This is a genomic window from Pseudomonas fluorescens, from assembly GCF_002022275.1.
GTDB classification, from domain to species: Bacteria; Pseudomonadota; Gammaproteobacteria; order Pseudomonadales; family Pseudomonadaceae; genus Aquipseudomonas; species Aquipseudomonas fluorescens_AJ.
In genome coordinates this window covers 1-25,417 of sequence record NZ_MSDF01000018.1, presented here as the reverse complement: position 1 = coordinate 25,417, position 25,417 = coordinate 1, and the positions used below count along the sequence as shown (strand labels likewise).

Here is a 25,417-nt window from a genome sequence, read left to right as displayed (position 1 = left end):
CACCGGACATCTTCACCCCACACTTTTGCTCTTTGCTTTGCGGGCTGCACATTCCTGTGCCAAACAGCCGCGCTACTTAAGGTCACACAGATGGACATGCAATCCCGAATTCGCCAGCTTTTCCAGGCCAGCATCGACACCAAGCAACAGGCGATGGACGTACTTGCACCGCACATCGAGCAAGCCAGTCAGGTCATGGTCAATGCCTTGCTCAACGAGGGCAAAATGCTTTCGTGCGGCAACGGCGGTTCGGCCGGCGATGCCCAGCACTTTTCCTCCGAGCTGCTCAACCGCTTCGAGCGTGAGCGCCCGAGCTTGCCGGCCATTGCCTTGACCACCGATTCGTCGACGATCACCTCGATCGCCAACGACTACAGCTACAACGAAATCTTCTCCAAGCAGATCCGCGCACTGGGCCAACCCGGCGATGTACTGCTGGCGATTTCCACCAGCGGCAACTCGGCCAATATTATTCAAGCGATCCAGGCCGCACATGATCGCGAAATGATTGTCGTAGCATTGACCGGACGCGACGGCGGCGGCATGGCCTCGCTGTTGCTGCCTGAGGACGTTGAGATTCGCGTCCCGGCCAACGTCACCGCACGTATCCAGGAAGTCCACCTGCTGGCGATCCACTGCCTGTGCGATCTGATCGACAGCCAACTGTTCGGGAGTGAAGAATGACCGTTAACCGCCTCAGCCTTTTGGCCATCACGCTGTGCCTCGCCATCAGCGGCTGCAGCACGGCAATCACTGCGACACGCGACACCCCCATCCAGGACGACCGGGGCACCCGCACCTTCGGCAGCACCATCGATGACTCGCTGATTGAAACCAAGGTCAAGGTCAACGTCGCCAAGGCGGCTACCGACCTGGGCAATGGCGCGTCACGCATCGTTGTAACCAGCTTCAACGGTGTAGTGCTGCTGGCCGGGCAAACACCGCGCGCCGATCTCAAGGCCCAGGCTGAACAAGCCGCCTCCACGGTTCAGCGAGTCAAGAAGGTCCACAACGAACTGCAGGTCATGGACCCGATCACCCTGCTGGCTATCAGTAACGACGCGTTGCTGACCACCAAGATCAAGGCACAGATGCTGACCGACAGCGCCGTTCCGGGCTCACGCATCAAGATCGTCACCGATAACGGCATCGTCTACATGATGGGCCTGCTGACCCAGGCGGAAGCCACTCGCGCGTCCAACCTGGTACAGGGCGTGTCCGGCGTGCAGAAGATTGTGAAGCTCTTCGAATACATCGACTGATGTAAACGCTGCTCACAAAAAAGGGCGCCGTGCATTGACTGCACGGCGCCCTTTTTTGTGGCTAGCGTTTACTGGTACTGCTGGTACGGGTTGCCCTGGAACTGGTTGTTCTGCTGCGGCGCCTGCTGCTGCTGTTGCTGCTGACCTGCCGGCTGGCCGTACTGCTGACCCGGGATCGGGCCGAGGTTGACCTCAACGCGGCGGTTCTGGGCGCGGCCGTTCACGTCGGCGTTGCTGGCAATCGGGTTATCCGGGCCGGCACCGCGCGCACTCAGGTTGGTCGGGCTGACGCCTTGGGAAGTCAGGTAGTTGGCCACGCTCTGCGCACGGCGCTGAGACAGGTCCATGTTCAGTTGGCGGCTGCCGGTGCTGTCGGTGTAGCCGACGATCTGGATAGTGTTCTGGTTGAACTGCTTGAGCGAGCCCGCCAGATTGTTCAACGGCGTGTAGAAGCTACTCGAGATCGCGTCCGAGTTGGTGGCAAAGGTGATGTTGCCCGGCATGATCAGCTTGATCTGGTCGCCCTGGCGCTGCACTTCAACCCCGGTATTGGCCATGCTCTCGCGCAGTTTCTTTTCCTGCTGGTCGGCGTAGTAGCCGTAACCCGCAGCGCCGAGGCCGGCGATTGCGCCGCCGATCAGCGCACCTTTACCGCGGTTGTTGTGGTCGATGGCTGCACCCGCCAAGGCACCGGCCAGAGCGCCGAGGCCGCCGTATTTGGCGGTTTTGCTGATACCACCTTGCGAACCGTTATTTGCCTGCCCCTGGCTGCCGTCATAAGGATTGGGTGAAGCGCAGCCGGACAAGAGGGCTACGGCGGTGGCAACGACAAGAAGACGACGCGGAGTGAACATGAAGGGAGCTCCTACTTTTGCATTCTGTGGTGCAAAGGATATTGGCAATAGACCTGTGCCGAGTTTGGAACGCGACATACGGCAAAAATTCCGTGACCACTTTCCGAGCTGTAACAAAACATTGGCCAGGATTACCGCTACAGAAACCGTAGCAGACGCAGGCTGAACGCGAGCTGCTACGACGATTCTTTGTGTAGAACACCCCCTGCCCCGTGGTTATTCCCTACGCCCGAACAAACGGATTCTCACGCATCTCATCGCCCAGGCGAGTGTCCGGCCCGTGCCCGGTAACCACCGTCGCGCCCTCGTCCAGCGTGTACAAACGTCTCTTGATCGAACGCACGATCGTCGCCTGGTCACCACCCCACAAGTCGGTACGCCCCACCCCTCGCTTGAACAACGTGTCGCCGGCGATCAACAGCTTGGCATCCGCGAACCAGAAACTCATCGACCCCGGCGTGTGCCCCGGGGTATGCAAAGCCACGCCGCAACCACACGCCAGCTCTTCTTCATCTTCCAGCCAGCGATCCGGTGAAGGGACCGGCGTGTAGGGCACCCGAAACATCTGGCATTGCATTTCCAGGTTATCCCAGAGGAATTGATCCTCCTTGTGCAAGTGCAACGTCGCGCCAGTCTTCTCCTTCAACTGGCCGGAGGCCAGGAAGTGATCCAGATGGGCGTGGGTATGGATGATGCTCACCACCTTGAGCCCCAGCGCATCAAGGCGTGCCAGAATCAGCTCGTGATTGCCGCCCGGGTCGACCACGATGGCTTTTTTAGTGACCGGGTCACCAATGATGGTGCAGTTGCACTGCAACGGGCCGACGGGAAAGGTTTCGCGAATCAGCGCGGTTTTTTCAAGAATCATGGGCGTTCCTGCAAGCTCTATGGCACATTCCAGACGCAGTATGGTTGAGGTTGCCCCCGCTTCGGAAGGGATCACATCAACTGCTAAGCTATTCAAGCGCCATTGAACCCGCAGCCATCCAAGTCCGTAGCGCGTCGCGCCTGGAGCAAGATTTATGGCGAATCAACGGATCATCTGCGAACACTGCGACCGCGTGTATGAAAAAGTCACGCTCGCCAAACATCAAAAGGCCCTGTGCACACGCTGCGCAGGGGTCATACAGCGCTACAACGGCTTGTCAGTGCAACAGCGCCTAGCGCTGACCATCACGGCGGCGGTGTTGTGGACCTTTGCCAATTTTTACCCGGTGATGAGCATCAGCCTGCAAGGCCTGAAAAACAGCGCGACCCTGTGGGATTCGGTGGTTGCGCTAAGCCTGGGACCGATCACTTTTATTGCGTTGGTGGCGGCGATTTCCATCATCATCGCGCCGGTGTTCCAACTGCTGTTGCTGATCTGGGTATTGAGTTACGCCCTGACCGGCAGGCGCTCACCGGCGTTCAAACTGTGCATGCGCTGGCTGGAAGCACTCAGGCCCTGGAGCATGCTCGAAGTCTGCCTGTTAGGCGCGATGGTCGCGGTGTTCAAGCTGGCCGGCATGCTTGACGTGATCCCCGGCACCGGGCTGTTCGCCCTCGCCGCCCTCGCCCTGTTGCTGATCCGCATTGCCGGGCGCGATGTACGCGACCTGTGGGATAGCGTATGAACACGCCACCCACCGCCCGCGAGCTGAACCTGTGCCTGTGCCATGCGTGCGGCCAACCCTGCGACATGACCGCCGAGCCCACCGAATGCGACCGTTGCGGCGCGCCTCTGCACCGGCGCAAGGTGAAGTCCCTGACGCGCACCTGGGCCTACATGCTCACGGCCCTCGCCTTTTATATTCCGGCCAATTTATTGCCGGTGATGAACACCACGATGCTCGGCTCAGGCGCCGACAGCACCATCATGAGCGGCGTGCTGGAGTTCTGGCAGCATGGCGCCTGGGACATTGCACTGATCATTTTCATCGCAAGTATTGCAGTGCCCGGTATTAAATTCGTGTCACTCACGCTGTTACTGGTCACCGTGCAACGCAACAGCCTTTGGGCGCGAAAGGAGCGTTCGAAACTGTTTCGGTTTGTGGAGCTGATCGGCTACTGGTCAATGCTCGATGTGATCGTGGTTGCACTGGTGGCCGCACTGGTCAAATTCCAGGCGTTGGGCACCATCGAGCCGCGCCTGGGTATTTTGTTTTTTGGCCTGGTGGTGGTGTTTACGATGCTCGCCGCCATGAGTTTTGACCCTCGCCTGATCTGGGAAAACCCACACAACAAGGAGATCTCGGATGAGTTCACACAACGCTGACACCCCTGCCGGCTCACCTGAAATCAAGACGCGGCGCTTCAGCGTGTCACTGGTGTGGATCGTGCCGATTGTCGCGGTGCTGGTGGGTATTTCGCTGGTGGTGCACAGCGTGCTGCAACAGGGCCCGACCATCGTCCTCAATTTCAAGACCGGCAGCGGCCTGGTCGCCAACAAAACCGAGGTCAAATACCGCAACGTGGTGATCGGTCAAGTCTCCGACGTGGCCTTGAGTGACGACCAGAAAAGCGTCAACGCCACCATCAAACTGGCCAAGCAGGCGGAAAGCTTCACCCGTGAAGATTCGAAGTTCTGGGTCGTGCGCCCGCGCATCGGTGCGGGCGGCGTTTCGGGCATCGACACCCTGCTGTCCGGCGACTACATCGGTGCCGATATCGGCCAGTCCGACACCCGCGCCAAACAGTTCAAAGGCCTGGAAAACCCGCCGCCCATCACCTATGGCGAGCCGGGCAAACGTTTCACCCTGCATACCCAGAACCTGGGCTCGCTGGATATCGGCTCGCCGGTGTATTACCGCAAAATCCAGGTCGGCCAGGTCGTGGCCTACGAGCTGGATGATGATGGCAAAGGCTTGAAAGTCGAGGTCTTCGTGCATGCGCCGAACGATGTGTATGTCACCGAAAACACGCGATTCTGGAACGCCAGCGGCATTGATCTGAGCGTCGGCGCCAATGGTTTCGCGCTGAAAACGGAGTCCTTGTCTTCGATGCTGGCCGGCGGCATCGCTTTCCAGGCGCCGCCCTACAGCCCAAACGATAAACCGGCCGCCGAAGATCACACCTACGAGCTGTTCGACGACCAGCAGAACGCCCTCGCCCCGCCGAATGGCCGAGGCCAGTACATGAGCTTGCGCTTTGATCAGGCGCTGCGCGGTCTGAAGGTCGGTGCGCCCGTTGAATTCCTCGGCGTCGAATTCGGCAAGGTCGTGTCGATCAACCTGGATTTCGACGCCAAGAAGCGCAGCTTTCCGATCAACGTCGGCATCGTGATTTATCCACAGCTGCTCGGGGAGGCGAACACCAAGCTGCTCAAGGCCACCAACCACGATCCCAACGATGAAGCGGGCGGCGTTCGCTTGATCGGCACGTTTATCGAAAACGGCCTGCGCGCCCAAGCCCGCAGCGGCAGCTTGCTGACCGGCCAGCTGTACATTGCCCTGGATTTCTTCCCCAAAGCCGAAAAAGTCGCGTTTGACCCGAGCCTGCGCCCGGTCAGCATTCCGACGATTCCCGGCAACCTGGAACAATTGCAGGAAAAACTCGAAGGCATCGTTAACAAGCTCAACCAACTGCCGATCGAGCGCATCGCCGGCAACCTTGACGGCAGCCTCGTCGAGTTGCGTAAAGGGCTCAACCAATTCAACGCCAAGACCTTGCCCGGCGTACAAAGCACCCTGGGTGACGTGAGCAAGACGTTGCAGTCAGCCAACTCGACCCTGGCCGAGGACTCGCCGCAGCGAGAACAACTGACCCAGACGCTGGATGAGCTGGCGCGCATGTCGCGCTCCTTGCGCGAGTTGTCGGACTACCTGGGCCGGCATCCGGAGTCGCTGATTCGCGGTCGCCCCGACAACGCCGCACCGACGGACCTGCAAGGACCACCCCGCAAATGAGCATTGGAGCAGCCATGAGATTTCCGTTGAAGATCACCTTGGTCACCGCGCTGGTGCTGCTTGCGGCGTGTCGCAGTGAACCGATTGCCTTCCACACCCTCACCCCGGTGCACTGGAATAACAGCACTCAGGCACAGGCCGGCGATATCCGCATTGAAAGCATCAGCGTGCCGCCCCAGGTTGACCGTGCACAGATCGTGATTCGCCAAGGGGACAGTGGCGTGGCGATTCTTGAAACCCAGTGGTGGGCCGCAACCTTGGCCGATGAGCTGAAAAGTGCGCTGGTGGATCAACTGGCCAACAGTCATTCCCGGCAGCCCTTATCGTTGCGCGTTGAAGTGCAGCGATTCGACTCGGTGCCGGGCCAATACGCACTGCTCGACGTGCGCTGGCGCCTGCGGCCAACCACTGGCGGTGATGCTCAACCACTGACCTGCCGCACCACCTTGCAAACGCCGGCGGGCACGAGCATTGACGACCTGGTAGTGGCGCATCAGAACAACCTCAAGCGCTTCGCCGCCCTGATCAGCAAAACCGCCGACACGTCGCTAAAAACGTGCCCGACTGCGCCGCAGTAAACCGGTGGGAGCTGGCTTGCCTGTGATACAGATACCTGGGTACATCAGGCATGCAGAGTTGATGCCGTCGCAGCATAGGTATCTACACAACTTTCAGGGGCTACCGAATTTTCCTGTGGCGAGCGGGCTTGTCCCGCGTTGGGGTGCGAAGCGGCCCTAAAACCGGACGCGCTGGAGTACCTGACCCACCGCATTCTTCCCTTTGGGGCTGCTACGCAGCCCAACGCGGGACAAGCCCGCTCGCCACAACAGCCCTATCTGCTCGGGTTTATGCGTAGAGTTAAAGTTGTGTAGATACCTATGGCCATCGCAGGCAGCCCAGCTCCCACAGGGGAGCGGCCGATTATCAGGCCAGCAAGCCCATCGACTTGGCGCGCGCCACTGCCTGGGTGCGGCGTTCCACGCCCAGCTTGCTGTTGATATGGCTGGCGTGGGTTTTCACCGTGTGCAGCGAAATGAACAACTGATTGCTGATTTCCTGGTTGGAACAGCCTTGGGCGATCAGTTGCAGCACCGCCAGTTCGCGGGCACTGAGGGTTTCGTGGCTGGATGACGCCGGGGTGCCAGCGACCGCCGGCAACAGCGCCAGCAGGCTTTGATTGAGCAAGCCATGCGGGTCTTTGCCCAGTTGCTCACGCATCCAGTCCGGGTAGTTTTCCAGCAGGCGCTGGAAAGGTTGCAGCGCGCCACCGGCGCCAGCCTCCAGGGCTTGGGCAAAGACTGGCCGGGCCTTCACTTCCTGGCCGCACTCAAGCAGTAAATACGTCTGCTGGGTTAGGGCCATCAATGCAATCATCTGACGCCCGCTGCTGTGCGCCTGTTGCGCCAGTACCTGGAGGCGTTGCAAGGCGGCGTCAGGCTGATGGCGAGTGGCATCCAGCGCAGCTTGCTGCAGCCCAATGTGTTGCGGCAGATGTGGATGAAACTCCGGCGCAGCCGCGGCGTGTTCGCCGTTGTAGGTTTGCCCCAGCCGCTTCAGCCAGGCGTCGGCCAGGTCAGTGCGGCCCTGGGCCAGCCACAGCTCGCATTTGATCAACGTGATCATCGCCAGATAGTAGATCGGCGGCACGTCCCAGATGTGCATCAAACGCTCGGCCTCGGCGAGCTCGGCGAAGGCCTTGGGAAAGTCGTTGCGCCGCCCTTCGAAGTTGGCAATCACGCAATGCCCGATCAACACGCTGATGTCGCGGCAGGCGCGCGCTTCGGTCAGCCCGGCGCGCAAGCGAGCCAGCCCGGCTTCCGGCTGACAGCGCACCAACAGCAAAAAACCCTCGTAGAGCGATAACCGCGCGCGCACGGCGTACAGCCGTTGAGGCGCCAAGCCCTGCAGGCGCTGCAGCCCTTGGCGTACTTCATCCAGTGAACGCAGAATTTCGCCCCGCGCTTGCAGAACGCGTGCACGGTCGTAATGGGCCAACGCCTCGAACAATGGATTACCGACGCGCTGCGCCAGCTCCAGGGATTCGCGATTCAGGCCGCGGGCGCGCCACAGGTCGGCGTCGACAATCGCCAGGTTGGACAGGGTCGACAGGCACATCAGGCGCTGGCCGTAGCGCTTGTGCGGCAGGCTTTCCAACGCCTCGCTGCAATAACGCTGGGTCAATTCACGATCGCCACGGCCCCGGGCGATTATCCCGCTCAACGCCAGCCATTGGGCCAACATCGATTTTTGCGCAGTGGCCGACGGCGCCGGCAGGAAGCGGCTCAGGTAACCGGAGAGTTCTTCCGCCGCATCCAGCTGGCAGGCCAGGCCCAGGGCCCAACTGTAGAGCACAATCAAGCGCGGCGTGCTGATCAGCAGACTGTCGGGCAAGTCCATCTTCCAGCGCAGCAACATGCCGACATTCTGCTCGGCAAGCAGTTGCTCCTCTGAAAGGTTCTGGACCAGATTCGCCGCCACATCCAGATGGCCCGCGCGTAACGCTTGTTCTACCGCTTCATCGATCAAGCCCTGGGCGTTGAACCAGCGGCAAGCGCGCAGGTGCAGGCTGGCGATCGGCAAGGTTGCACTGCTCGCCCGGCGGGTGCGCAGCAAGTCGGAGAACAGATGGTGGTAACGAAACCAGTGGCCGCTTTCGTCCAGCGGCACCAGAAAAACTTGATGGGCCTGCAGGTAACGCAGGATTTCCGCGCTGTCGTGAGCATCGCGCACGGCGTCACACAGCTCGCTGCAAAAACGGTCTTGAGGCGCCGTGTCGTATAAAAACGCTTGAACTTCTACGGGCAGACAGTCGATCACTTCTTCGAGCAGGTAATCGCGAATCAGCCCTTCGCCACCGTGCAGGTGTTGCGGCAAGGCGCCTTCATTGCCGGCTTCGGAGAGCGCCAGCAGCCAAAAACGCAGGCCAGCCACCCAGCCTTCACTGCGCCGGATCAAGTTATCCAGCGCCTCGCCGCGCAATGAGTTGCTGTGCCGGTCCAGCACAGCCAGGGATTCATCGTGAGTCAGCCGCAGGTCTTGTTCGTGCAACTCCAGCAAGTGACGAGACAGGCGCAACCGCGCCAGATGCCAGTCCGGGCGCTGGCGGCTGGTGACCAACACCACCAGGCCGTCGGGCAAATGATTGAGGAAAAATTGCAGGCAGCGATCCAGCACCGGGCCTTGGGCGAGGTGGTAGTCGTCCAGCACCAGCAATAAAGGTGCACGTGTAGAAAGGTGCTCAGCCAGTTCATCGAGCAAGCCATCGAGCCATTCTTCGAAGGCAAAAGGCTGATGGCGTTGGCGCATTTTCAGCAAACCCAGGGATTGGGCACCGAGTTGCGGGAAGTAGTGTTGCAAGCCGTCGAGCAGGCGCTCGAGGAAACGCCCCGGGTCGTTATCCCGTGGGCTCAGGCCCAGCCACAGGCTGTGCCAATGGGCTGGCAAACTCTGGCAGAACTCCACCGCCAACGAACTTTTGCCAAACCCCGCCGGTGCGCTGACCAGCAGCAATCGCCCGTCCAGGCCAGCGCTCAGCCGCTCGCACAGGCGCGGGCGCAGCACGTAGCCGTCGGGCAGCGGTGGCCTGTAGAAGCGTGCTTCCAGTGTTGGAATAACCGCGCTGGCAGGCCCTTGGATTCGGGACAGATCAGTCATCGCCGGGCTCTTGTAGAAGGCTATTGTCGGCATTGCAGATGTCCGCAGACTAGCGGTAAAAGCGGCGGGATTGTAGATCTTTGCAACATTTGCCTGAAAAAGAACTGCGACAAAAAATGTGGGAGGTTGCCCGTGTGGGAGCCGGGCTTGCCCGCGATGCTGTCACCTCGGTCTGTCAGACATACCGAGGTGAGGCTATCGCAGGCAAGCCAGCTCCCACACTGACCGCCTCCCACATGGGGTTTATGCGTAAAGCTTAGCGAACACCATCCTGACGCAAGGCCGCAGGCGAGAAGTCGGCGGTGGTGGCGGTGAAGCCGAAGTCATACGCCTGCTTCTCTTCGTTCTTCATGCCCAGTGCCAGGTAGCGGCCGGACTGCAGGTCGTAGAGGGTTTCGAGGGCGTACCACGGCACTTGTTTGTCGTAGTAGTTCTCGGCGTGGGCCTCGGCGACGCGCCACAGTTGGCCACGACCGTCGTAGTGGTCGATCACGGCCGCTTGCCAGGTGTCTTCGTCAATGAAGAAGTCACGCTTGGCGTAGATGTGGCGCTGGCCTTCCTTCAGGGTCGCCACCACGTGCCAGACGCGACGCAACTCATAACGTGCGAGGTCCTGGTTGATGTGGCCGGCCTTGATGATGTCGGCGTACTTGAGCTTCGGGTCGTCGACCTTGTAGCTGTTGGAGGCGATGTAGATTTCTTTTTTGCCTTCCAGCTTCCAGTCGTAGCGGTCCGGCGCACCGTTGTACATGTCGAGGTTGTCGGAGGTACGCAGGCCATCGGCGGCGGTACCCGGGCCGTCATAGGACACTTGCGGCGCCCGGCGCACACGGCGCTGGCCGGCGTTGTAGACCCACGCCGAACGCGGCTCTTTAACCTGGTCCAGGGTTTCGTGTACCAGCAGCACACCACCGGCCAGACGGGCTGGCGCGGTTACTTGCTGCTTGAAGTAGAACAGCACGTTGCCCGGGTTTTTCGGGTCGAAGTCCTTCATCTTGTCGCGGAACACGAACTGGTCTTTGAAGTACACCAGGCTGAACGAGCCGTTGGTTTGCGGCGTGGCCTGGGTCACCAGACGGGTCACGCTGCCACCGCGATAACGGGTGATGTGGTTCCAGATCACTTCCACGCCGGTTTTCGGAATCGGGAACGGCACGGCGGTTTCAAAGTTTTCCAGGCCGTTGCCGCCCGACACCAAGTTGGTGGTGGTGGCGTTCTTCTTGATGGCGGCAAACACATCTGCCGGCACAGTTGCGCCGCGATGGCTCGGGTAGACCGGCATTTTGAAGGTATCCGGGTAACGCTTGAACATCGCGTACTGACCCGGCGCCAGCTTGTCTTTGTACTGCTCGACGTTCTGCGCAGTGATGGTGAACTGCGGTTGCTCGCTTGCGTAAGGGTTGGCGAGGAAACCACGGGCATCCACGGCGCCGGCGTTAGTAGGCAGTGGTGACCATTTCGGGATGGTACCTGCCGCGTTACCGGCCATTTCAGCGCCCATCGGCGTCAGGGTCGTACCCAGCTTGGCGGCTTCATCCGCCGAGACTGCCGCCATGACGTTGCTCGCCAGGATCGACAGCCCGAGCACACCCACATGCAACAGACTTTTAGTTATTTTCATGTTCTGGTTCTTCCTGAAATGCATGCATCTGAAAAAGACAGTCTTAGAAGTTCACGCCAGCGCTCAAGGCAATGAAGTCACGGTCATCCACGGTGCTGAACTTGCCACCAAAGAAGTTCGTGTAGTTCAGGCCGACGGTGTAGGTGTTCTGGTACTCGGCATCCACACCCAGGCTGACGGCCTTGCGACCTTCTTCAAAGTTGGCGCCAGGGCCTGGCGAGTAACCTTTGACGTCGTGGGACCAGGCCACGCTAGGCTTGAGGTTCACACCGGCAAACACATCCGGGTATTCCCAGATGGCCCGGGCGCGGTAGCCCCAGGATGTCGCCGTCGTGTAGCCGTCATTGTTGCAATTGGTGTTCAGGCCAGCAGCGTTCGGCAAGCCCGCGCCGGTGGCGGTGGAGTTGTTGAGTGCGTTGCAGAAACCGCCAGGCAGTGTGCCGGGACCGAAGACCGGATCGCGGCCATAACGTGCGGTGTTTTTACTCTCGAGGCCACCCACGTGGGTCACGCCGATTTCACCCACGGTGGTCAGGCGGGTAGCGCCCATCACCTGGTCGAAGAAGTGCGTGAACGTGGTCTGGAATTGGGTCACTTCCTTACGGTTATAGCCGTGCAGGTCCTGGCCCGGTGTGCCCTTGAGCACCGATGCGTTACCAAAGCCCGGAATCGGCGTCACACCCGCATACAGAATGTCCGTGGTGCTCAATTGCACCGGCGCATTCGGGCGATAGCTCAGCTCGCCACTCCACGCGGTGCCGGTAGGCAACGTGGTAGAGAAGCTCAAACCGTACAGGCGGATGTCTTCAGGGTATTCGACGAAGTACCGCGAGCTGCCCGCCACGATCAACGGACGCAACGCTCCCAGCGGCCCCAGCGGACGTGTGTACGCCGAGGCGGGCGCACCGGTCGCACTGAAAATCGGTGCGCGGCTGTGGTAGTTCATGAAGTAGGCGCCGAATTCAGTATCCAGCGGTTCGAAGTTGTAGTGCATGGCAACGCCGAACTGGCCGCTGTCCCGTGCATCACGGTCGCCGCCACGACGCACAAGTACGCCTTCGTTGTTTATATCCACGCCCAGGGCGTTAAGAGTTGGCAAGGCCGCACCGGGAATCGTGGAACGCTTGTTCAACACGCGCAGGTTATCGCCGCAACCGTCTGCAATCACATCCGGCTGGGAGAAGAACGTACCGCAGTTATCCACAACGGTCTGGTCCCACTCCAGCTGATAGAACGCCTCGGCGGAGAGGTTGTCGGTCAGGGTTTGCGACACGTAGAACATGTTGACCGGAATCAGGCCTTCCTTGATCTCGGCGCCCGGACGACGGAACGCGGACACGTCGATCGGGTTGATCGAGTTGATGCCGCCGCCAATGAAGGTACTTTCACCCCAGCTCACTACCTGCTTGCCGAACCGCACGTTACCCGGCTGATCCGCGATGGTGTAGTTGTGGTAGATGAAGGCGTCGAGAATCTGCCCGCCGGAGGACTTGGCGCCCTCTTTGCGGTTGTCATTGCTGACGTTCTTGAAGTCCAGGTCTTCGTTTTGCAGCGCGAAGTCGTACCAGTATTTGCCACGCACAAAGATGCCGGTGTCGCCGTATTTCAACTCAAGGTCATGGATACCCTTGAAGATCTTCGAAAAGGAATCGCCCTTGTCGAAGTTCAGGTGACCGTCATCGGAGGTCTGGGACAGGCCCCTGCCTCCGTTGTTGGCACCGATCAGGTCTTTGTTTCGACCGGCAGTCGACCAACTGGACCCCACCGACAGGGAGGAGTCAAAGCTGCCTTCGATTTCACCGATATTGAAACTGACGCCGAATGCGGGCCCGGCGAGCGTAGAAGCGAGACTGACGGCCAAAGGCAGTCTTGCCCGGCGCCAGAACTGATTTACTGAGGTCATCGACGCTACTCCATGTGCATTATTGTTATGGCAGTGAGTTGTTTCTCTGGATGCCTGTAACGGCCGGAATACAACGATTCCAATGCCGCCTCGCAACCGGGGCCCCATGCCCCGAAACGCAACATCCATGAAAAACTCTGGGTGGGACTATAGCCAGCAGGGGGTATCGCTTGATCCCTCTAAAGTGTGATTTGTATCACCAACCCGTCTGCCACAGTCCTTTCGCCACGTCGACGACAGTCGACGCGGGAAGGATGGCTGAAAATCCGGAAATCACAAGTGAAGGCACGAGATAGAGCAGTGCGTGCCCAAAAGGGCACGCTTTGAGGTTTCAGAGAGTAGACAGGAAGGTGCTGTTGTTGGCTTGCCATTCAATGATGTCAACGCGGATACGTTTTTTGTCGAGCTTGCCGACGCTGGTCTTGGGAATTTCAGTAACAACGGCGATCTGGCTGGGGATCGCCCACTTGCTCAAATGGCCCAATTCAACGAAGGGCTTGAGGTGTTCCTTGAGCTCGCGGGCACCTATCACATGGCCATCATGGACCACCAGCAACGCAAACGGGCGCTCGCCCCACTGCGGGTCGGCGATGCCCACCACCGCTACTTCGCGTACCGCCGGGTGACGGCTGACCAGGTCTTCCAACGCCAGGGACGAGATCCACTCGCCGCCGGTCTTGATCACGTCCTTGATGCGGTCGCGAATATCGATCACACCGAAAGCGTCCAGCGTGGCCACGTCGCCGGTGTGCATCCAGCCGCCTTCCCACAGCTCAGCGCCCTTCTGCGGCTCGTTGTAATAGCCTTCAGTCAGCCATGGCGCGCGCAGCACCAGCTCACCCTGAGACTCTCCGTCGGCGGGCAGGAAGTTGCCGTCACCGTCGATAATCGCCGCTTCCACCAACGGCCCGGGCACGCCAGCCTTGATGCGATATGTGGTGCGCTCGTCTTCGCTGCCGGCCATCAATTCTTCATTGAGATGGGCACACGATACCAACGGCCCGGTCTCGGACATGCCGTACGCAGCGGTCAGCTGAATCCCGCGCGCCTTGGACGCTTCATACAGCGTGCGATTGAGCGCGCTGCCGCCGATGACGATTTTCCAACCGCCGAAATCCACGCCCTGCGCGGCTTTGGCGTTGAGCACCATTTGCAGGATGGTCGGTACGCAGTGCGAGAAGGTGACCTTTTCCTTGCGCCACAGCTCCACCAGGTATTCCGGGTCGTAACGGCCGGGGTAGACCTGTTTCAGGCCAAGCATGGTCGCCACGTACGGCAGGCCCCAGGCGTGCACGTGGAACATCGGCGTGATCGGCATGTACACGTCGTTGGTGCCCAGCAGGCGCACGCTGTCGACACTGCCCATGATCGTCGCCACGCCGATGGTGTGCAGCACCAGCTGGCGATGGGTGAAGTACACGCCCTTGGGGTTGCCGGTGGTGCCGGTGGTGTAGAAGGTGGTGGCGACGGAGTTTTCGTCGAAGTCCTGGAAGTCGTACTTGGGGCTGGCGGCCGCCAGTAATGTTTCGTACTCGCCGACCAGACCCGGCAGCTCGGCGGTCTTGGATTCGCCGTCGGTCAGCAACAGCGTCTTGTCGACCGTGGTCAGGTGCCCGGCGATGGCCTGATAAAGCCCCACGAACTCGCTGTTGACCAGCACAAAGCGGTCCTCGGCGTGGTTCATGGTGTAGAGGATTTGTTCCGGAGACAGGCGCACGTTGATGGTGTGGATGACCGCGCCGATCATCGGGATGGCAAACATGCATTCCAGGTAACGGTGGCTGTCCCAATCCATCACGGCCACCGTGTCACCGGCTTTGACCCCGGCTTCGGTCAATACATTGGCCAGGCGCGCAACGCGCTCGATCAGGGTCGGGTAGGTGTAACGCAGCTTGTCGCGGTAGACGATTTCCCGGGTTTTCTCGTAACGGGTCCCGGACATCAACAGGCGTTTGATCAACAGCGGGTATCTGTACGCGCCTTCGGCGGGCGGAATAATACGGGTCTGCAACATACGAATCCCTTATCTGACTGCACGGTCTTGGCTTGAAGACCTGCACTGTAGAGACCTTATGTGTCAGCCAAATCAGCCAAAGGAATGATTTGTCGCGGCCAATGAATGCTAGCTTTGCGCCAGTACTCAGCCCCGATGGAGATCCAATGTGGGAGCTGGCTTGCTGTGGCGAGGGAGCTTGCTTGCGCTGGGGTGCGAAGCGCCCCCAAAAAAGCCGGCGACCGCTGCGCGATCGGGCGGGAGCAAGCTCCCTCGCCACAGCAAGCCCGCTCCCACATTTGTACTGTGTCTACTTCATGCTGGTGAAGGCCAGCTTCACGCCAATCGCAATCAACACCGCGCCCATGGTCCGGTCAAACCAATGCCCCATCCGCGCAAACCCCGCGCGCACGCGCTGCTGGCTGAACAGCATCGCCACCAGGCAGAACCACAACGCCGTTGCCACCGCGAGGTACACGCCATAACCGGCCTGAATCGCCAGTGGCGTATGCGGGTTGATCACCACGGTGAACAACGAAAGGAAAAACAGCGTGGCCTTGGGGTTCAAGCCATTGGTCACGAAGCCCGAGGTGAACGCGCCGCGCGCCGTGCGCTCGCCGACTTCACGGTGCAGGTCTTCTTCACTGGCAGGCTTGGCCGGCTGCGCGCGCAGGGCCTTGAAGCCGATGTACAGCAGGTACGCCGCTGCCGCCCATTTAAGCGCATTGAACAGCACGATGGACTGGGACACGATCAAGCCGATCCCGAGCAGCGAATACCCCACGTGCAGGAAAATCGCCGAGCCGACGCCCAGCGCCGTCCAGGTCCCGGCGCGGCGGCCATGGGTCACGCTTTCACGCACCACCACGGCGAAATCCGGGCCGGGGCTGGCCACCGCCAACAAGTGAATCAAGGCTACGGTCAAAAACTCGGCGGCGTACATGCTCACTCCATTAAGTAACTGATTATTTCATCTGATAGGCTCCGGAGATTACGCCTTCGAACCCTGTCGCAAAAGGTACAGTTGATGATGAACAATCGCCGCGCCGTCTTCCTTGATCACCCGTCCCTGGACCTGGGGGACCTCGACCTCAGCGAGCTGCGAAACAGCTTCAGCGAACTCGAGCTGTTTTCAGATACCACGCCGCAGAATGTGGTCGAGCGTCTGCAAGGCGTTCAGGTGGTCATCAGCAACAAGATTGCACTCAACACTGAAACCCTGGCGGCCTGCCCGGAACTCAAGCTGATTCTGGTGTCGGCCACAGGCACCAATAACGTCGACCTCGCTGCCGCGCGTGCCCACGGCATCAGCGTGAGCAACTGTCACGGTTACGGCACGCCTTCAGTGGCGCAGCACACGATCATGCTGTTGCTCAATCTGGCGACGCGGTTGAAGGACTATCAACAGGATGTCAACGCGGGCAAATGGCAACAGGCCAAACAGTTTTGCCTGCTGGATTACCCGATTGTCGAACTGGAAGGCAAAACCCTCGGCCTGCTCGGCCATGGCGAACTGGGCGGCGCCGTGGCGCGCCTGGCCGAAGCGTTTGGCATGCGCGTGCTGCTCGGCGCAATTCCCGGGCGCCCTGCCCGCGCCGACCGCGTGCCGCTGGATGAACTGCTCTCGCAGGTCGACGCACTGACCTTGCATTGCCCGCTCAACGAGCATACCCGCGACTTTATCGGCGCTCGTGAACTGGCGTTGCTCAAGCCCGGCGCGTTTGTCGTCAACACCGCACGCGGTGGTTTGATCAACGAGCAAGCCTTGGCGGACGCATTGCGCAGCGGCCACTTGGGCGGCGCGGCGACCGACGTGCTGAGCGTGGAACCGCCGGTAAATGGCAACCCGCTGCTGGCCGGCGACATTCCGCGCCTGATCGTCACGCCGCACAACGCCTGGGGCAGCCGCGAAGCGCGTCAGCGCATCGTCGGCCAACTGGCCGAAAACGCTCGGGGCTTTTTCAGCGGCGCCCCGCTGCGCGTCGTCAGTTGATAAACTGCGCCCCTTTTCAAGGAGCAGACCATGGATCCGCGCAGTGAAGTACTGCTTCGTCAGGCCGAACTTTTTCAAGGCAACGTGCTGCTGGTCGGCCTGCCCGCCGATGATTTGCTCGGCCGCCTGCCCAATGCCCACGGCTGGAGCTGGCATGCCGGCGACCAGGCTGCGCTGGATGCGCGCTTCCCCGAGCGCAGCCTGTTCGGCGTGAATGTGCCCGAGCGCGCGTTCGATGCGGCGGTGATCTTTCTGCCCAAGTCCAAGGACCTCACCGACTACCTGCTCAACGCCGTGGCCGCGCGCCTGCCCGGCGCCGAGCTGTTTCTGGTCGGCGAGAAAAAAGGCGGTATCGAAAGCGCCGCCAAGCAGATGATCCCCTTTGGCAAGCCGCGCAAGCTCGATAACGCGCGGCACTGCCAGCTGTGGCAGGTCACGGTGGCCAATGCCCCGCAAGCGGTGGCGCTGGAGAGCCTGGCTCAGGTCTTCGAAGTGCCGTTGGCAGAAGGCCCGCTCAAGGTGGTGAGTTTGCCGGGCGTGTTCAGCCATGGTCGCCTGGATCGCGGCACCGAGTTGCTGCTGGAACATTTGGATAAGCTGCCGAGCGGTCACTTGCTGGACTTCGGTTGCGGTGCAGGCGTGTTGGGCGCTGCGGTCAAACGTCGCTACCCGCACAACACCGTGACGATGCTCGACGTGGATGCGTTTGCCGCTGCCAGCAGTCGCCTGACCCTGGCTGCCAATAGCCTGGAAGCCGAGGTGCTGACCGGTGATGGCATCGACGCTGCGCCGATGGGTTTGAACGCGATTTTGAGCAACCCGCCATTCCATGTCGGGGTGCACACCGATTATTTCGCCACCGAGAACTTGCTGCGAAAAGCGGCGAAACACTTGGCAAAAGGCGGCGAACTTCGCTTGGTTGCCAACAGCTTCCTCAAATACCAACCGTTAATTGAAGAGCACTTGGGCGTGTGTGCAATCAAGGCCGAAGGCAATGGTTTTCGCATTTATCGTGCCAAGCGCGGCTGACGGGCGTTTGAAAAAGAAGGCTTGCCGAATGGGTTTTGCCTAGGCAGAATCCGCTCCGTCCTAGGGGAGTAGTCTCCCACGAGCGCCATGCTCGTCCGGCATACGTCAACATACTTGGTCAACAGGCCATGGCGTATGCGACCCAGGAGTCCGCACAGACGGACCGGGGTTTGACAAGACCTATGACACGAACACCTTACCCGGGGCGGGAAGGCTGTACGTGTCATAGCCGTGTCGACCCGCCCCTGGAAGCTTACCTGATGCTGGATTCATTACTCGTTCCTACCGCAATCGTTGCCTTGGCCGAAATCGGCGACAAGACGCAACTGCTCGCGCTCATCCTTGCCGCACGCTTTCGCAAACCCTGGCCGATCATCGCCGGCATCGTCGCCGCGACCCTGGCCAACCATGCGGCGGCCGGTGCCGTGGGGGCCTGGTTCGGAAGTTTCTTCTCGGATGCGGTGTTGCACTGGATCCTCGCAGCGAGCTTCTGCGCCACGGCGTTGTGGACTCTGGTGCCGGACAAACTCGACGACGACGAAGCCAGTACCACGCGCAAGTTCGGGCCATTCCTGACCACGCTGATCGCGTTCTTCCTCGCGGAAATCGGTGACAAGACGCAGATCGCCACGGTGATGCTGGCGGCGCAGTATCCGGAGCTGTGGCTGGTGATTATCGGCACCACGCTGGGCATGCTGATTGCCAACGTGCCGGTGGTTCTGGCGGGGAATTTTGCAGCCGAGAAGCTGCCGTTGACCCTGATTCGCCGGCTGGCGGCGACGGCGTTTTTCGTGCTGGCGGTGGTGGCGGTGTACAAGGCCATGCAGAGCAGCGGGTGGATCTAAACCGCGATGATCGTTCCCACGCTCTGCGTGGGAATGCCGCTCTGGACGCTCTGCGTCCGCTCTTAACAGCGTGACGCGGAGCGTCACAGGATGCATTCCTTTGCTGCGCGTGGGAACGATCAATCAACTCAGGATTTTTTGGCCTGCTGATACAGCGGCATCACCTTCGGAATCGCCGCCTGCAACGAAGCAATTCGGCTGTCGGAGGCCGGATGCGTGCTCATGAACTCCGGCGGTGCACCTTCCGAAGCCTTGGCCATCTTGTTCCACAAGGTAATGGCTGCGTTCGGGTTGTAACCGGCACGGGCCGACAGCTCCAGGCCGATCAGGTCGGCTTCGTTTTCGTTGGCGCGGCTGTTCGGCAAGGTCATGCCGTAGTTGGCCACGGTATCGGCCAGCGCCATGCTGTCCTGACCGAGACCGAACAGCGCACCGGCGCCCTGCTTGGCCATCTGGATGCCGTAAGCCTTGGACATCGCTTCACGCCCGTGCTCGCGCAAGGCGTGGGCGATTTCATGGCCCATCACCGCCGCCAGCTCGTCATCGGTGAGCTTGAGGTTATCGATCAACGCGCTGTACACGAAAATCTTGCCGCCAGGCCCGCAGTTGGCGTTCATCTCGTCACTTTTGATCAAGTTCACTTCCCACTTCCACTGCGCCGCATCGGGGCGGAAAGTCGGGGCCTGGGCGATCAGGCGATTGGCTATTGCCTGTACGCGCTTGGCGTTGGCGCTGGTCTTGTCCAGCATGCCTTTGCCGCTCGCCTCTCCCAGTGTCTGTTGATAAGACTGGGCATACATCTGGTCGACTTCCTGGCTCGACAGCATGCTGAACATGTACTGCTTGCGCTCGACCCCCACCGCGCCGCCGCTGGTAGTGTTAACCGACTGGCAGCCCGCCAGCAGCATCGCTGCAACCAAGCCACTTACCGCCAATGACTTCTTCATGAAGCTCTCCCTGAATACACGCCGTGAAAACATGGCGCGTATCGTAGGCGGTCATTTGTATCGGCGCCAGATACAACAGACGTTTAACCGCCTGGTTTCAGATACATCCCACACAGCAGCGGTTGATCAGCCAGTTCAGGACAGGCGACCGCTATCGCAGGCAAGCCAGCTCCCACATTGACTGTATTCACAATTCTGAATGTGGGAGCTGGCTTGCCTGCGATGGCGCCCATCAATTCAACCGCAAAATCACTGACTTAACCCGGCGTCAGGCATTCGGGGCCGTTGAGCTTGGGATCATTGACCATATTGGCCAGCACCCGCTCGCGCAACGCCACAGGCTCAGCGGCCAGCAATGCCTGCAATTGATGCAACGGCGTCTCCGGATTCAACCAAGCCTCTTGCCCCGCCGCATCCAGAATCAACGGCCGCCGCTGGCTTTGCGCGGCCTGAGTCACCACTGCCGTGCTCAGCCACACTTGCTCCTGCACCGGATACGCTTCCCAGATCGCCGCAAAAAACAGCGTGGAGCCCTCCCCCGGCGTCAGCCAATACGGGCGTTTGCGCTGAGTGCCGCGCCATTCGTAAAAACCATTGGCAGGCAGCAGGCAACGACGCTGGCGGAACGCTTCGCGAAACATCGGTTGCTCGGCCAGGGTTTCGGCGCGGGCGTGGGCGGGTGTGCGGGACATGTCGGTCAGCCAGGGCGGCGTCAGGCCCCAACGGGCGCGGGCCAGGCTGCGCTGGCCTTCGCTCAGGCGCTGGATCAGCACGGAATCATTGGGGGAGATGTTCCACTGGGCCTGCTGATCAGCCGGGAAGCCCGGCAAGGCAGCAAACGTAGGGTTCCAGCGAAACAGGGCATAACGTCCACACATGGGGTAACACGACTCTTGGGTAAACCGACCGACAGCCTAACAGACCAACACGTCGGGCAAGCTGTCGGGTTCATCACCGGGCAGCGGCTGCGCGCCGATGTAAGCCAGAATCAGCTCGCGGGCGTAGGCGGCACGGTCGTTATCCACTTCCAGCCCCAGCAACCCGAAAATCGGCAATTCACCGGTGCCGCCGAGCAAATGGCGGCCCACCAGGTGCGCGTCGATGCCCTCGCTGGCGAGCATGTGTTGCAGCAGCTCGCCTTCCATCAGGTTTTCCGGTTCGTAGATTCGCTGCATGGGCGTACCTGTTATTCGTTTTCGCTACGGGTTTCAAGCATCCACTCGTCACCGTGGACCTGCAGATTGAAAATGATCGGTCGGCAACATACCTGGCAGTCTTCTATATAAACCTGATCACCACCGGACAAATCCACGGTTGTTTCAACTTCTTCACCACAATAAGGACAATCGTACGTCGCAGTTTCCAGCATCGCGGTCTCCCAGGTGACTTGTGCGTATAATCGCCGGTCTATTTACAGGGCTATTCTCGGCAGCGCCACAATTGCGGCCGCACCCTGATGTTCCTTTACTTACCCTAGCCGTTTCTAACAAGAGAGCATGATGGGCGAATTCGATACCATCCGACCTTACAACGACAGCGAAGTCCCGGCAGTGCTGGCACGTCTGTTCAGTGACAAGGCCTTTCTGGACATCCTGACCCACTTTCGCTTCCCGCGCTTTGCCGGCGCTCTGGGCTGGCTGCTCAAGCCCATGATCGCCCGCAGGCTGCGCCGTGAGTTCGCCGGCGTCACCACCGTGGCCACGCTGCAAGACAAAGTCGAATACTACGTCGACCACACCATCGACCGGGCAACCGACGGCGTGACCTACACCGGCGTCGAGCAACTCAAATCCGGCACCGCCTACCTGTTCCTCGCCAACCACCGCGACATCGTAATGGACCCGGCCTTCGTCAACTACGCCGTGTACCACGCCGGCCTGCCGACGCCGCGCATTGCCATCGGCGACAACCTGCTGCAAAAGCCGTTTGTCAGCGACCTCATGCGCCTGAACAAGAGCTTCATCGTGCACCGCTCAATCACTGGGCGAAAGGAGAAGATGGCGGCGTTCAACCTGCTGTCGGCCTACATCAACCATTCGATCCGCAACGACTGCCAGTCGATCTGGATCGCCCAGGCCGAAGGCCGCGCCAAAGATGGCGATGACCGGACCGAGTCGGCGATCCTCAAGATGTTCCACGTCAGCCGCAAGGAGGAGCCGTTTGCCGAGGTGATCCAGTCGCTGAACCTGACGCCGGTGTCGATCAGCTACGAGTACGACCCGTGCGATTCGGCCAAGGCGCGCGAACTGTACATCCGCGCCACTACCGGCACCTACAGCAAAGCTCCGGGCGAAGACGACGTGAGCATCGCCCTCGGAATTACCGGCTACAAGGGCCGCGTGCACGTGAACTTTGCACCGCCGATCACCGAGCGTTTCGAGGACACCAAGCTGCTGGCCATTGAAATGGACCGGCAGATTCTCGGCGGTTACCGTTTATTCCCGGTGCATTACCTGGCCTACGCGCAATGGGCTGATGCTGACCCGCAGTTGCAAGTGCCGACGGCGGCTGAAGTGTTCCCGGCGGATGAGTTAGCGAAGGCCAAAGCGGAGTGGGAGCGTCGCTTGAATGAGTGCCCGGCTGAACATCGGCCGTTTCTGGTGGTGCAGTATGCGACGCCGGTGCGCAATCAATATCGGGTAAAGGCCGGGATCCCCCTGTAACAAGCGGTCAAAAAAATGTGGGAGCGGGTTTGCCCGCGATTGTGGTGTGTCAGTCGGCAAATCCGGTGCTGACACTCCTTCATCGCGGGCAAGCCCGCTCCCACATTTGTTTTGGGTTGTTCCTACAGGTGGGTGCTTAGCCAGGACGCGGCCAGCGCCAACACAAGGCAGGCAAACCCCACGCGGTAAGCCAGACGATGCGCCCGTTCGGTGCGCACATCCAGAAACAACATCGGTTGGTCGATCGCGCGATCTTCGCTCTGTGCGGTCAGGTCGGCCATCGCGCGTTGTTCGCGCAGGCGAGTAATGAACAGCAGCGCTGCACCCGGGCAGGCCACCAATAAAGCCACAACGTTAATGAGCAGTGCGGGCAGCGCCATCGCAAACCTCGGTCGATCAGTGTCTTGGTATCAATTCAGATACAAACCTGAATGATAGTGGCGTCCTGCGCCTGAAATGCTCCGTCCCCCATGTACGGTTAATGTATCCAGTAATTTACAGCGTCACCTGAACGTCACCTTAACAGGCCACTCTGTTGCCCTTCGAACGCTCGGGAACTTGTCATGCTGCACGCACAAAACCAGGACCGGCTGTACCTGATCACCCCAAACGATGAGCAAGAGGCGCTGGTCGGCGCCTTGGCCTTCAACGTCCAGGACCGCCACTGGCTGGTGTACTGCGCCCTCGGCGGGCACCCGCATGCCGACCTGCCGGAGGTGGACCTGCTCACTGGCGTGAGTGTGCTGGACTTTTATGTCGAAACGGCTGCATGAAGGTTGCAGGCACAAAAAAACCGGGCTCATCGCTGAGCCCGGTTTTTTGTTGGCTGACGGTTACTGCGAGCTGAGCAGTTGGCCGATGCTTGGGTCTTTGAACAAGCGGGTCAGTGCGTCACTCAGTACATCGCTGACCAGCTTGGTGTTGGTCTCTTCATTTGGCGACATGCCAAAGCGCTGGTTCAGGGAAGCGCCATAGCGACCACTGTAACGACGGGTGCCGGCACTGACGTCAGACTTGAAGGTCGCGCCGATGGAGGCTTCGGTCACATACAGGCCTTCTTTAGGCGACTGGTACTTTAGCTCGGCCAAGGTGATGGTCAACTGAGGTGCGCCCGGCGAATTGGCCGGAGTGAAACCCAGCAGGCGGACGGCGGCTTCAGCCTGGGCCTGCAGCTTGGGCAGTACGTCCTGGCCCGTGACGGAAATCAACGCGGTCTCCGGGTACAGGCCACCACGCGAACCCAGGGTTGGCGACGGACGACCATCGACCACACGCACCGACACCGGCTGGCCGTGGCCGACCGGGGCCAACTGCGTGGTGATTTTTGGTTGCGGGCTGAGTTGTTGCGGGCTGTTGGCGCAGCCAACCAGGGTCAAACTGGTCACAGTGATCAAACCGAACAACAGGCGTTGCAACATACTCATTTCTCCAGGACTAGGTGCAAACAGGCGGCCAGTATAACGGTGCAGACGCACCACCCACCAGCGATCCTGAACGGGGGCTGAAGGCCTGCGTGAATTACAATTTCACATAAATCCGTCATTCCAATGTCATGGCACACTGGCAACCTTCAAGCATGTAACGCAACCGGTACAAAGCCATGCGCCTGCTCAAATCGCTGTTCCTGCCAAACGCCCGCCTGCGCCACTATGCCTTGCTCGATAGTCATGGCTATTGCCTGGCTTTCAAGCAGTGCAGCCTGCCGCCCGTCGGTGAAGGCTGGGTAGAAGTGGCCGAGACACGACTGGGCTGGATGCACCGCCCGCTGCCGGCCAGCGCCCGGGTCAGCGCGCATCCTGTGCACGCGCATGCGCAGCATGCGTTGGCCTCCTGACCGAAGCACTAATAAAAGTCATAAAACACGCCCATTTCCCTAGCGTTCTTCGCTACAATCTCCCCCCGATTATAAGGACGTCTCCTGATCGGGCCTCGCAACATCGTTAATGCTCAGGCATTAGCCCCCAAATCGCCCACAGAGAGCCGCCCACACAGATCGAGTGAAGCTGGCGTGCTTGCTGTTTTCCTTGCAAACCCTCCCTCTTTACCGAATCTGCCAGAGCTGCCATTGCGCTCGGCCACTTGAGTTGTTTGCCCGTATTGCCGCGTGTCGGCAAGGACTTCGGGCCAGGTGCCAGGCTGGGGCAGCCCTTTTTTGAGGTTCACGTCTTCAAAAGAGCGTGAAAAAACGGGTTTTCACAACTTCACAAGAGTGTGGCGAGCAAATGAATAGTTTGGCGTTTGTACAAGCACCATCAGCGTCTGGAACAGCCCAACCACACAGGACCGAGCAGGCCTCAAAAACCGGAGCTTGAAACCTGTCCGCTACGGATTTGGTTGCACGAATTGCACGCTTTGACCATAAGTCGAATTGCCACAGGCGCCCATGAATGCGTTCATAGGCAGGTTAGCCCGGCAGGAAGCGTGCGCTGAAGTTGCAAAAAAATTGCGAAGAATCGGACATGGCGATCCTGGCCATGGGTAACCTGGGGCAACACGTGAACCGCCCCGTCACTCCTGGCAGCCATGCCGTCAATTTGGTGCTGCAGATTTTGGAGACGCGTTAAATGGCGCATAACGAAGCAGTCGACGTAGTACTGGTAGGGGCCGGCATCATGAGTGCCACCCTGGCCGTATTGCTCAAAGAGCTCGACCCCGGCCTCAAGCTGGAAGTCGTTGAGCTGATGGATTCGGGTGCCGCGGAAAGTTCCAACCCGTGGAACAACGCCGGTACCGGCCACGCCGGGCTGTGTGAGCTGAACTACACGCCGC

General features: G+C 60.2%; 26 protein-coding genes and 1 riboswitch. Of the genes, 13 read left to right on the top strand and 13 right to left on the bottom strand.

Annotated features, from left to right (window positions below; genetic code table 11):
• The first annotated feature begins 90 nt into the window (after positions 1-90).
• Positions 91-684, top strand: coding sequence for a phosphoheptose isomerase (locus BFW87_RS16305; protein WP_007904374.1), 594 nt, complete (start codon positions 91-93; stop codon positions 682-684).
• Complete coding sequence (locus BFW87_RS16300) at positions 681-1,262, top strand: BON domain-containing protein (protein WP_078740788.1); 582 nt, start codon at positions 681-683, stop codon at positions 1,260-1,262. The genes BFW87_RS16305 and BFW87_RS16300 overlap by 4 nt, the downstream gene beginning before the upstream one ends.
• A 68-nt stretch (positions 1,263-1,330) precedes the next feature.
• Here the strand turns inward: BFW87_RS16300 and BFW87_RS16295 are convergent, their stop codons facing one another.
• Entirely contained in the window at positions 1,331-2,116 is a 786-nt protein-coding gene (locus tag BFW87_RS16295; protein ID WP_078740787.1) for an OmpA family protein, read from the bottom strand.
• A gap of 223 nt (positions 2,117-2,339) precedes the next feature.
• A complete protein-coding gene (locus BFW87_RS16290; protein ID WP_078740786.1) occupies positions 2,340-2,984 on the bottom strand; it encodes an MBL fold metallo-hydrolase in 645 nt (214 codons plus the stop codon).
• A 154-nt stretch (positions 2,985-3,138) separates the two neighbouring features.
• On the opposite strand from BFW87_RS16290, the gene BFW87_RS16285 reads away from it, so the two are divergent.
• From BFW87_RS16285 to BFW87_RS16270, 4 genes are read left to right on the top strand one after another with little or no spacing between them, the layout of a single operon-like run.
• Complete coding sequence (locus BFW87_RS16285; RefSeq protein WP_078740785.1) at positions 3,139-3,729, top strand: paraquat-inducible protein A; 591 nt, start codon at positions 3,139-3,141, stop codon at positions 3,727-3,729.
• On the top strand, positions 3,726-4,370 hold the full coding sequence (locus tag BFW87_RS16280; protein WP_078740784.1) for a paraquat-inducible protein A: 645 nt from the start codon (positions 3,726-3,728) through the stop codon (positions 4,368-4,370). Before BFW87_RS16285 ends, BFW87_RS16280 begins: the two co-directional genes overlap by 4 nt.
• A complete protein-coding gene (locus BFW87_RS16275) occupies positions 4,351-6,000 on the top strand; it encodes a PqiB family protein (RefSeq protein WP_078740783.1) in 1,650 nt (549 codons plus the stop codon). The genes BFW87_RS16280 and BFW87_RS16275 overlap by 20 nt, the downstream gene beginning before the upstream one ends.
• A gap of 14 nt (positions 6,001-6,014) precedes the next feature.
• Positions 6,015-6,578 carry a PqiC family protein gene (locus BFW87_RS16270; protein WP_078740782.1) on the top strand — a complete coding sequence of 188 codons (564 nt, stop codon included), beginning with the start codon at positions 6,015-6,017 and terminating at the stop codon, positions 6,576-6,578.
• Positions 6,579-6,924: 346 nt separating this feature from the next.
• Here BFW87_RS16270 and BFW87_RS16265 read toward each other — a convergent pair whose 3' ends face one another.
• From BFW87_RS16265 to BFW87_RS16245, 5 genes are all read right to left on the bottom strand, one after another.
• Positions 6,925-9,654, bottom strand: a complete 2,730-nt coding sequence (locus BFW87_RS16265) for a LuxR C-terminal-related transcriptional regulator (protein ID WP_078740781.1) — start codon at positions 9,652-9,654, stop codon at positions 6,925-6,927.
• 256 nt (positions 9,655-9,910) lie between these two features.
• Positions 9,911-11,275, bottom strand: a complete 1,365-nt coding sequence (locus BFW87_RS16260) for a DUF1329 domain-containing protein (RefSeq protein ID WP_078740780.1) — start codon at positions 11,273-11,275, stop codon at positions 9,911-9,913.
• A 43-nt stretch (positions 11,276-11,318) separates the two neighbouring features.
• Positions 11,319-13,178 (bottom strand): DUF1302 domain-containing protein, encoded by a 1,860-nt coding sequence (locus BFW87_RS16255; protein WP_078740779.1) that lies wholly within the window; start codon positions 13,176-13,178, stop codon positions 11,319-11,321.
• Between the two features lie 331 nt (positions 13,179-13,509).
• Entirely contained in the window at positions 13,510-15,192 is a 1,683-nt protein-coding gene (locus tag BFW87_RS16250; protein ID WP_078740778.1) for a fatty acid--CoA ligase, read from the bottom strand.
• 289 nt (positions 15,193-15,481) lie between these two features.
• A complete protein-coding gene (locus BFW87_RS16245) occupies positions 15,482-16,114 on the bottom strand; it encodes a LysE family translocator (protein WP_078740777.1) in 633 nt (210 codons plus the stop codon).
• A gap of 84 nt (positions 16,115-16,198) precedes the next feature.
• Between BFW87_RS16245 and BFW87_RS16240 the strand changes: the two genes are divergently transcribed.
• From BFW87_RS16240 to BFW87_RS16230, 3 genes are all read left to right on the top strand, one after another.
• Positions 16,199-17,164: a 2-hydroxyacid dehydrogenase gene (locus BFW87_RS16240; protein WP_078740776.1), complete on the top strand. Its 966-nt coding sequence runs from the start codon at positions 16,199-16,201 to the stop codon at positions 17,162-17,164.
• A gap of 30 nt (positions 17,165-17,194) precedes the next feature.
• The gene (locus tag BFW87_RS16235; RefSeq protein ID WP_078740775.1) at positions 17,195-18,193 is read left to right on the top strand and encodes a class I SAM-dependent methyltransferase; all 999 of its coding nucleotides are present in this window, start codon (positions 17,195-17,197) and stop codon (positions 18,191-18,193) included.
• 50 nt (positions 18,194-18,243) lie between these two features.
• Positions 18,244-18,365, top strand: a riboswitch (yybP-ykoY riboswitch).
• Between the two features lie 88 nt (positions 18,366-18,453).
• A complete protein-coding gene (locus BFW87_RS16230; protein WP_016974259.1) occupies positions 18,454-19,038 on the top strand; it encodes a TMEM165/GDT1 family protein in 585 nt (194 codons plus the stop codon).
• Between the two features lie 128 nt (positions 19,039-19,166).
• Here the strand turns inward: BFW87_RS16230 and BFW87_RS16225 are convergent, their stop codons facing one another.
• From BFW87_RS16225 to BFW87_RS16210, 4 genes are all read right to left on the bottom strand, one after another.
• Positions 19,167-19,985 carry a M48 family metallopeptidase gene (locus tag BFW87_RS16225; protein ID WP_078740774.1) on the bottom strand — a complete coding sequence of 273 codons (819 nt, stop codon included), beginning with the start codon at positions 19,983-19,985 and terminating at the stop codon, positions 19,167-19,169.
• Positions 19,986-20,242: 257 nt separating this feature from the next.
• Positions 20,243-20,863 (bottom strand): SOS response-associated peptidase, encoded by a 621-nt coding sequence (locus BFW87_RS16220; RefSeq protein ID WP_078740773.1) that lies wholly within the window; start codon positions 20,861-20,863, stop codon positions 20,243-20,245.
• 36 nt (positions 20,864-20,899) lie between these two features.
• Positions 20,900-21,160, bottom strand: coding sequence for a putative signal transducing protein (locus BFW87_RS16215; RefSeq protein WP_078740772.1), 261 nt, complete (start codon positions 21,158-21,160; stop codon positions 20,900-20,902).
• A gap of 11 nt (positions 21,161-21,171) precedes the next feature.
• Positions 21,172-21,354, bottom strand: coding sequence for a CPXCG motif-containing cysteine-rich protein (locus BFW87_RS16210; RefSeq protein WP_078740771.1), 183 nt, complete (start codon positions 21,352-21,354; stop codon positions 21,172-21,174).
• A gap of 130 nt (positions 21,355-21,484) precedes the next feature.
• Between BFW87_RS16210 and BFW87_RS16205 the strand changes: the two genes are divergently transcribed.
• A complete protein-coding gene (locus BFW87_RS16205; protein ID WP_176159760.1) occupies positions 21,485-22,648 on the top strand; it encodes a 1-acyl-sn-glycerol-3-phosphate acyltransferase in 1,164 nt (387 codons plus the stop codon).
• A 122-nt stretch (positions 22,649-22,770) separates the two neighbouring features.
• Here BFW87_RS16205 and BFW87_RS16200 read toward each other — a convergent pair whose 3' ends face one another.
• The gene (locus tag BFW87_RS16200; RefSeq protein ID WP_078740769.1) at positions 22,771-23,028 is read right to left on the bottom strand and encodes a hypothetical protein; all 258 of its coding nucleotides are present in this window, start codon (positions 23,026-23,028) and stop codon (positions 22,771-22,773) included.
• Between the two features lie 183 nt (positions 23,029-23,211).
• Between BFW87_RS16200 and BFW87_RS16195 the strand changes: the two genes are divergently transcribed.
• Positions 23,212-23,421: a hypothetical protein gene (locus BFW87_RS16195; RefSeq protein ID WP_078740768.1), complete on the top strand. Its 210-nt coding sequence runs from the start codon at positions 23,212-23,214 to the stop codon at positions 23,419-23,421.
• A gap of 60 nt (positions 23,422-23,481) precedes the next feature.
• Here the strand turns inward: BFW87_RS16195 and BFW87_RS16190 are convergent, their stop codons facing one another.
• Complete coding sequence (locus tag BFW87_RS16190) at positions 23,482-24,066, bottom strand: YajG family lipoprotein (protein ID WP_078740767.1); 585 nt, start codon at positions 24,064-24,066, stop codon at positions 23,482-23,484.
• Positions 24,067-24,248: 182 nt separating this feature from the next.
• Here BFW87_RS16190 and BFW87_RS16185 point away from each other — a divergent pair, with 182 nt between their 5' ends.
• Positions 24,249-24,482, top strand: a complete 234-nt coding sequence (locus tag BFW87_RS16185) for a hypothetical protein (protein WP_078740766.1) — start codon at positions 24,249-24,251, stop codon at positions 24,480-24,482.
• A 730-nt stretch (positions 24,483-25,212) separates the two neighbouring features.
• The coding region (locus tag BFW87_RS16180) for a malate:quinone oxidoreductase (protein ID WP_176159759.1) at positions 25,213-25,417 on the top strand (205 nt) is incomplete at its 3' end.

Excerpts from the sequence above, each read along its gene's own strand:
- BFW87_RS16270 (WP_078740782.1), top strand. The coding sequence starts at position 6,015 with ATGAGATTTCCGTTGAAGATCACCTTGGTCACCGCGCTGGTGCTGCTT.
- BFW87_RS16240 (WP_078740776.1), top strand. The coding sequence starts at position 16,199 with ATGATGAACAATCGCCGCGCCGTCTTCCTTGATCACCCGTCCCTGGAC.
- BFW87_RS16210 (WP_078740771.1), bottom strand. The coding sequence starts at position 21,354 with ATGCTGGAAACTGCGACGTACGATTGTCCTTATTGTGGTGAAGAAGTT.
- BFW87_RS16265 (WP_078740781.1), bottom strand. The coding sequence starts at position 9,654 with ATGACTGATCTGTCCCGAATCCAAGGGCCTGCCAGCGCGGTTATTCCA.
- BFW87_RS16185 (WP_078740766.1), top strand. The coding sequence starts at position 24,249 with ATGCGCCTGCTCAAATCGCTGTTCCTGCCAAACGCCCGCCTGCGCCAC.
- BFW87_RS16250 (WP_078740778.1), bottom strand. The coding sequence starts at position 15,192 with ATGTTGCAGACCCGTATTATTCCGCCCGCCGAAGGCGCGTACAGATAC.
- BFW87_RS16300 (WP_078740788.1), top strand. The coding sequence starts at position 681 with ATGACCGTTAACCGCCTCAGCCTTTTGGCCATCACGCTGTGCCTCGCC.
- BFW87_RS16190 (WP_078740767.1), bottom strand. The coding sequence starts at position 24,066 with ATGTTGCAACGCCTGTTGTTCGGTTTGATCACTGTGACCAGTTTGACC.
- BFW87_RS16260 (WP_078740780.1), bottom strand. The coding sequence starts at position 11,275 with ATGAAAATAACTAAAAGTCTGTTGCATGTGGGTGTGCTCGGGCTGTCG.
- BFW87_RS16230 (WP_016974259.1), top strand. The coding sequence starts at position 18,454 with ATGCTGGATTCATTACTCGTTCCTACCGCAATCGTTGCCTTGGCCGAA.
- BFW87_RS16255 (WP_078740779.1), bottom strand. The coding sequence starts at position 13,178 with ATGACCTCAGTAAATCAGTTCTGGCGCCGGGCAAGACTGCCTTTGGCC.
- BFW87_RS16295 (WP_078740787.1), bottom strand. The coding sequence starts at position 2,116 with ATGTTCACTCCGCGTCGTCTTCTTGTCGTTGCCACCGCCGTAGCCCTC.
- BFW87_RS16290 (WP_078740786.1), bottom strand. The coding sequence starts at position 2,984 with ATGATTCTTGAAAAAACCGCGCTGATTCGCGAAACCTTTCCCGTCGGC.
- BFW87_RS16220 (WP_078740773.1), bottom strand. The coding sequence starts at position 20,863 with ATGTGTGGACGTTATGCCCTGTTTCGCTGGAACCCTACGTTTGCTGCC.
- BFW87_RS16285 (WP_078740785.1), top strand. The coding sequence starts at position 3,139 with ATGGCGAATCAACGGATCATCTGCGAACACTGCGACCGCGTGTATGAA.
- BFW87_RS16200 (WP_078740769.1), bottom strand. The coding sequence starts at position 23,028 with ATGGCGCTGCCCGCACTGCTCATTAACGTTGTGGCTTTATTGGTGGCC.
- BFW87_RS16195 (WP_078740768.1), top strand. The coding sequence starts at position 23,212 with ATGCTGCACGCACAAAACCAGGACCGGCTGTACCTGATCACCCCAAAC.
- BFW87_RS16245 (WP_078740777.1), bottom strand. The coding sequence starts at position 16,114 with ATGTACGCCGCCGAGTTTTTGACCGTAGCCTTGATTCACTTGTTGGCG.
- BFW87_RS16205 (WP_176159760.1), top strand. The coding sequence starts at position 21,485 with ATGGGCGAATTCGATACCATCCGACCTTACAACGACAGCGAAGTCCCG.
- BFW87_RS16235 (WP_078740775.1), top strand. The coding sequence starts at position 17,195 with ATGGATCCGCGCAGTGAAGTACTGCTTCGTCAGGCCGAACTTTTTCAA.
- BFW87_RS16305 (WP_007904374.1), top strand. The coding sequence starts at position 91 with ATGGACATGCAATCCCGAATTCGCCAGCTTTTCCAGGCCAGCATCGAC.
- BFW87_RS16225 (WP_078740774.1), bottom strand. The coding sequence starts at position 19,985 with ATGAAGAAGTCATTGGCGGTAAGTGGCTTGGTTGCAGCGATGCTGCTG.
- BFW87_RS16280 (WP_078740784.1), top strand. The coding sequence starts at position 3,726 with ATGAACACGCCACCCACCGCCCGCGAGCTGAACCTGTGCCTGTGCCAT.
- BFW87_RS16215 (WP_078740772.1), bottom strand. The coding sequence starts at position 21,160 with ATGCAGCGAATCTACGAACCGGAAAACCTGATGGAAGGCGAGCTGCTG.
- BFW87_RS16275 (WP_078740783.1), top strand. The coding sequence starts at position 4,351 with ATGAGTTCACACAACGCTGACACCCCTGCCGGCTCACCTGAAATCAAG.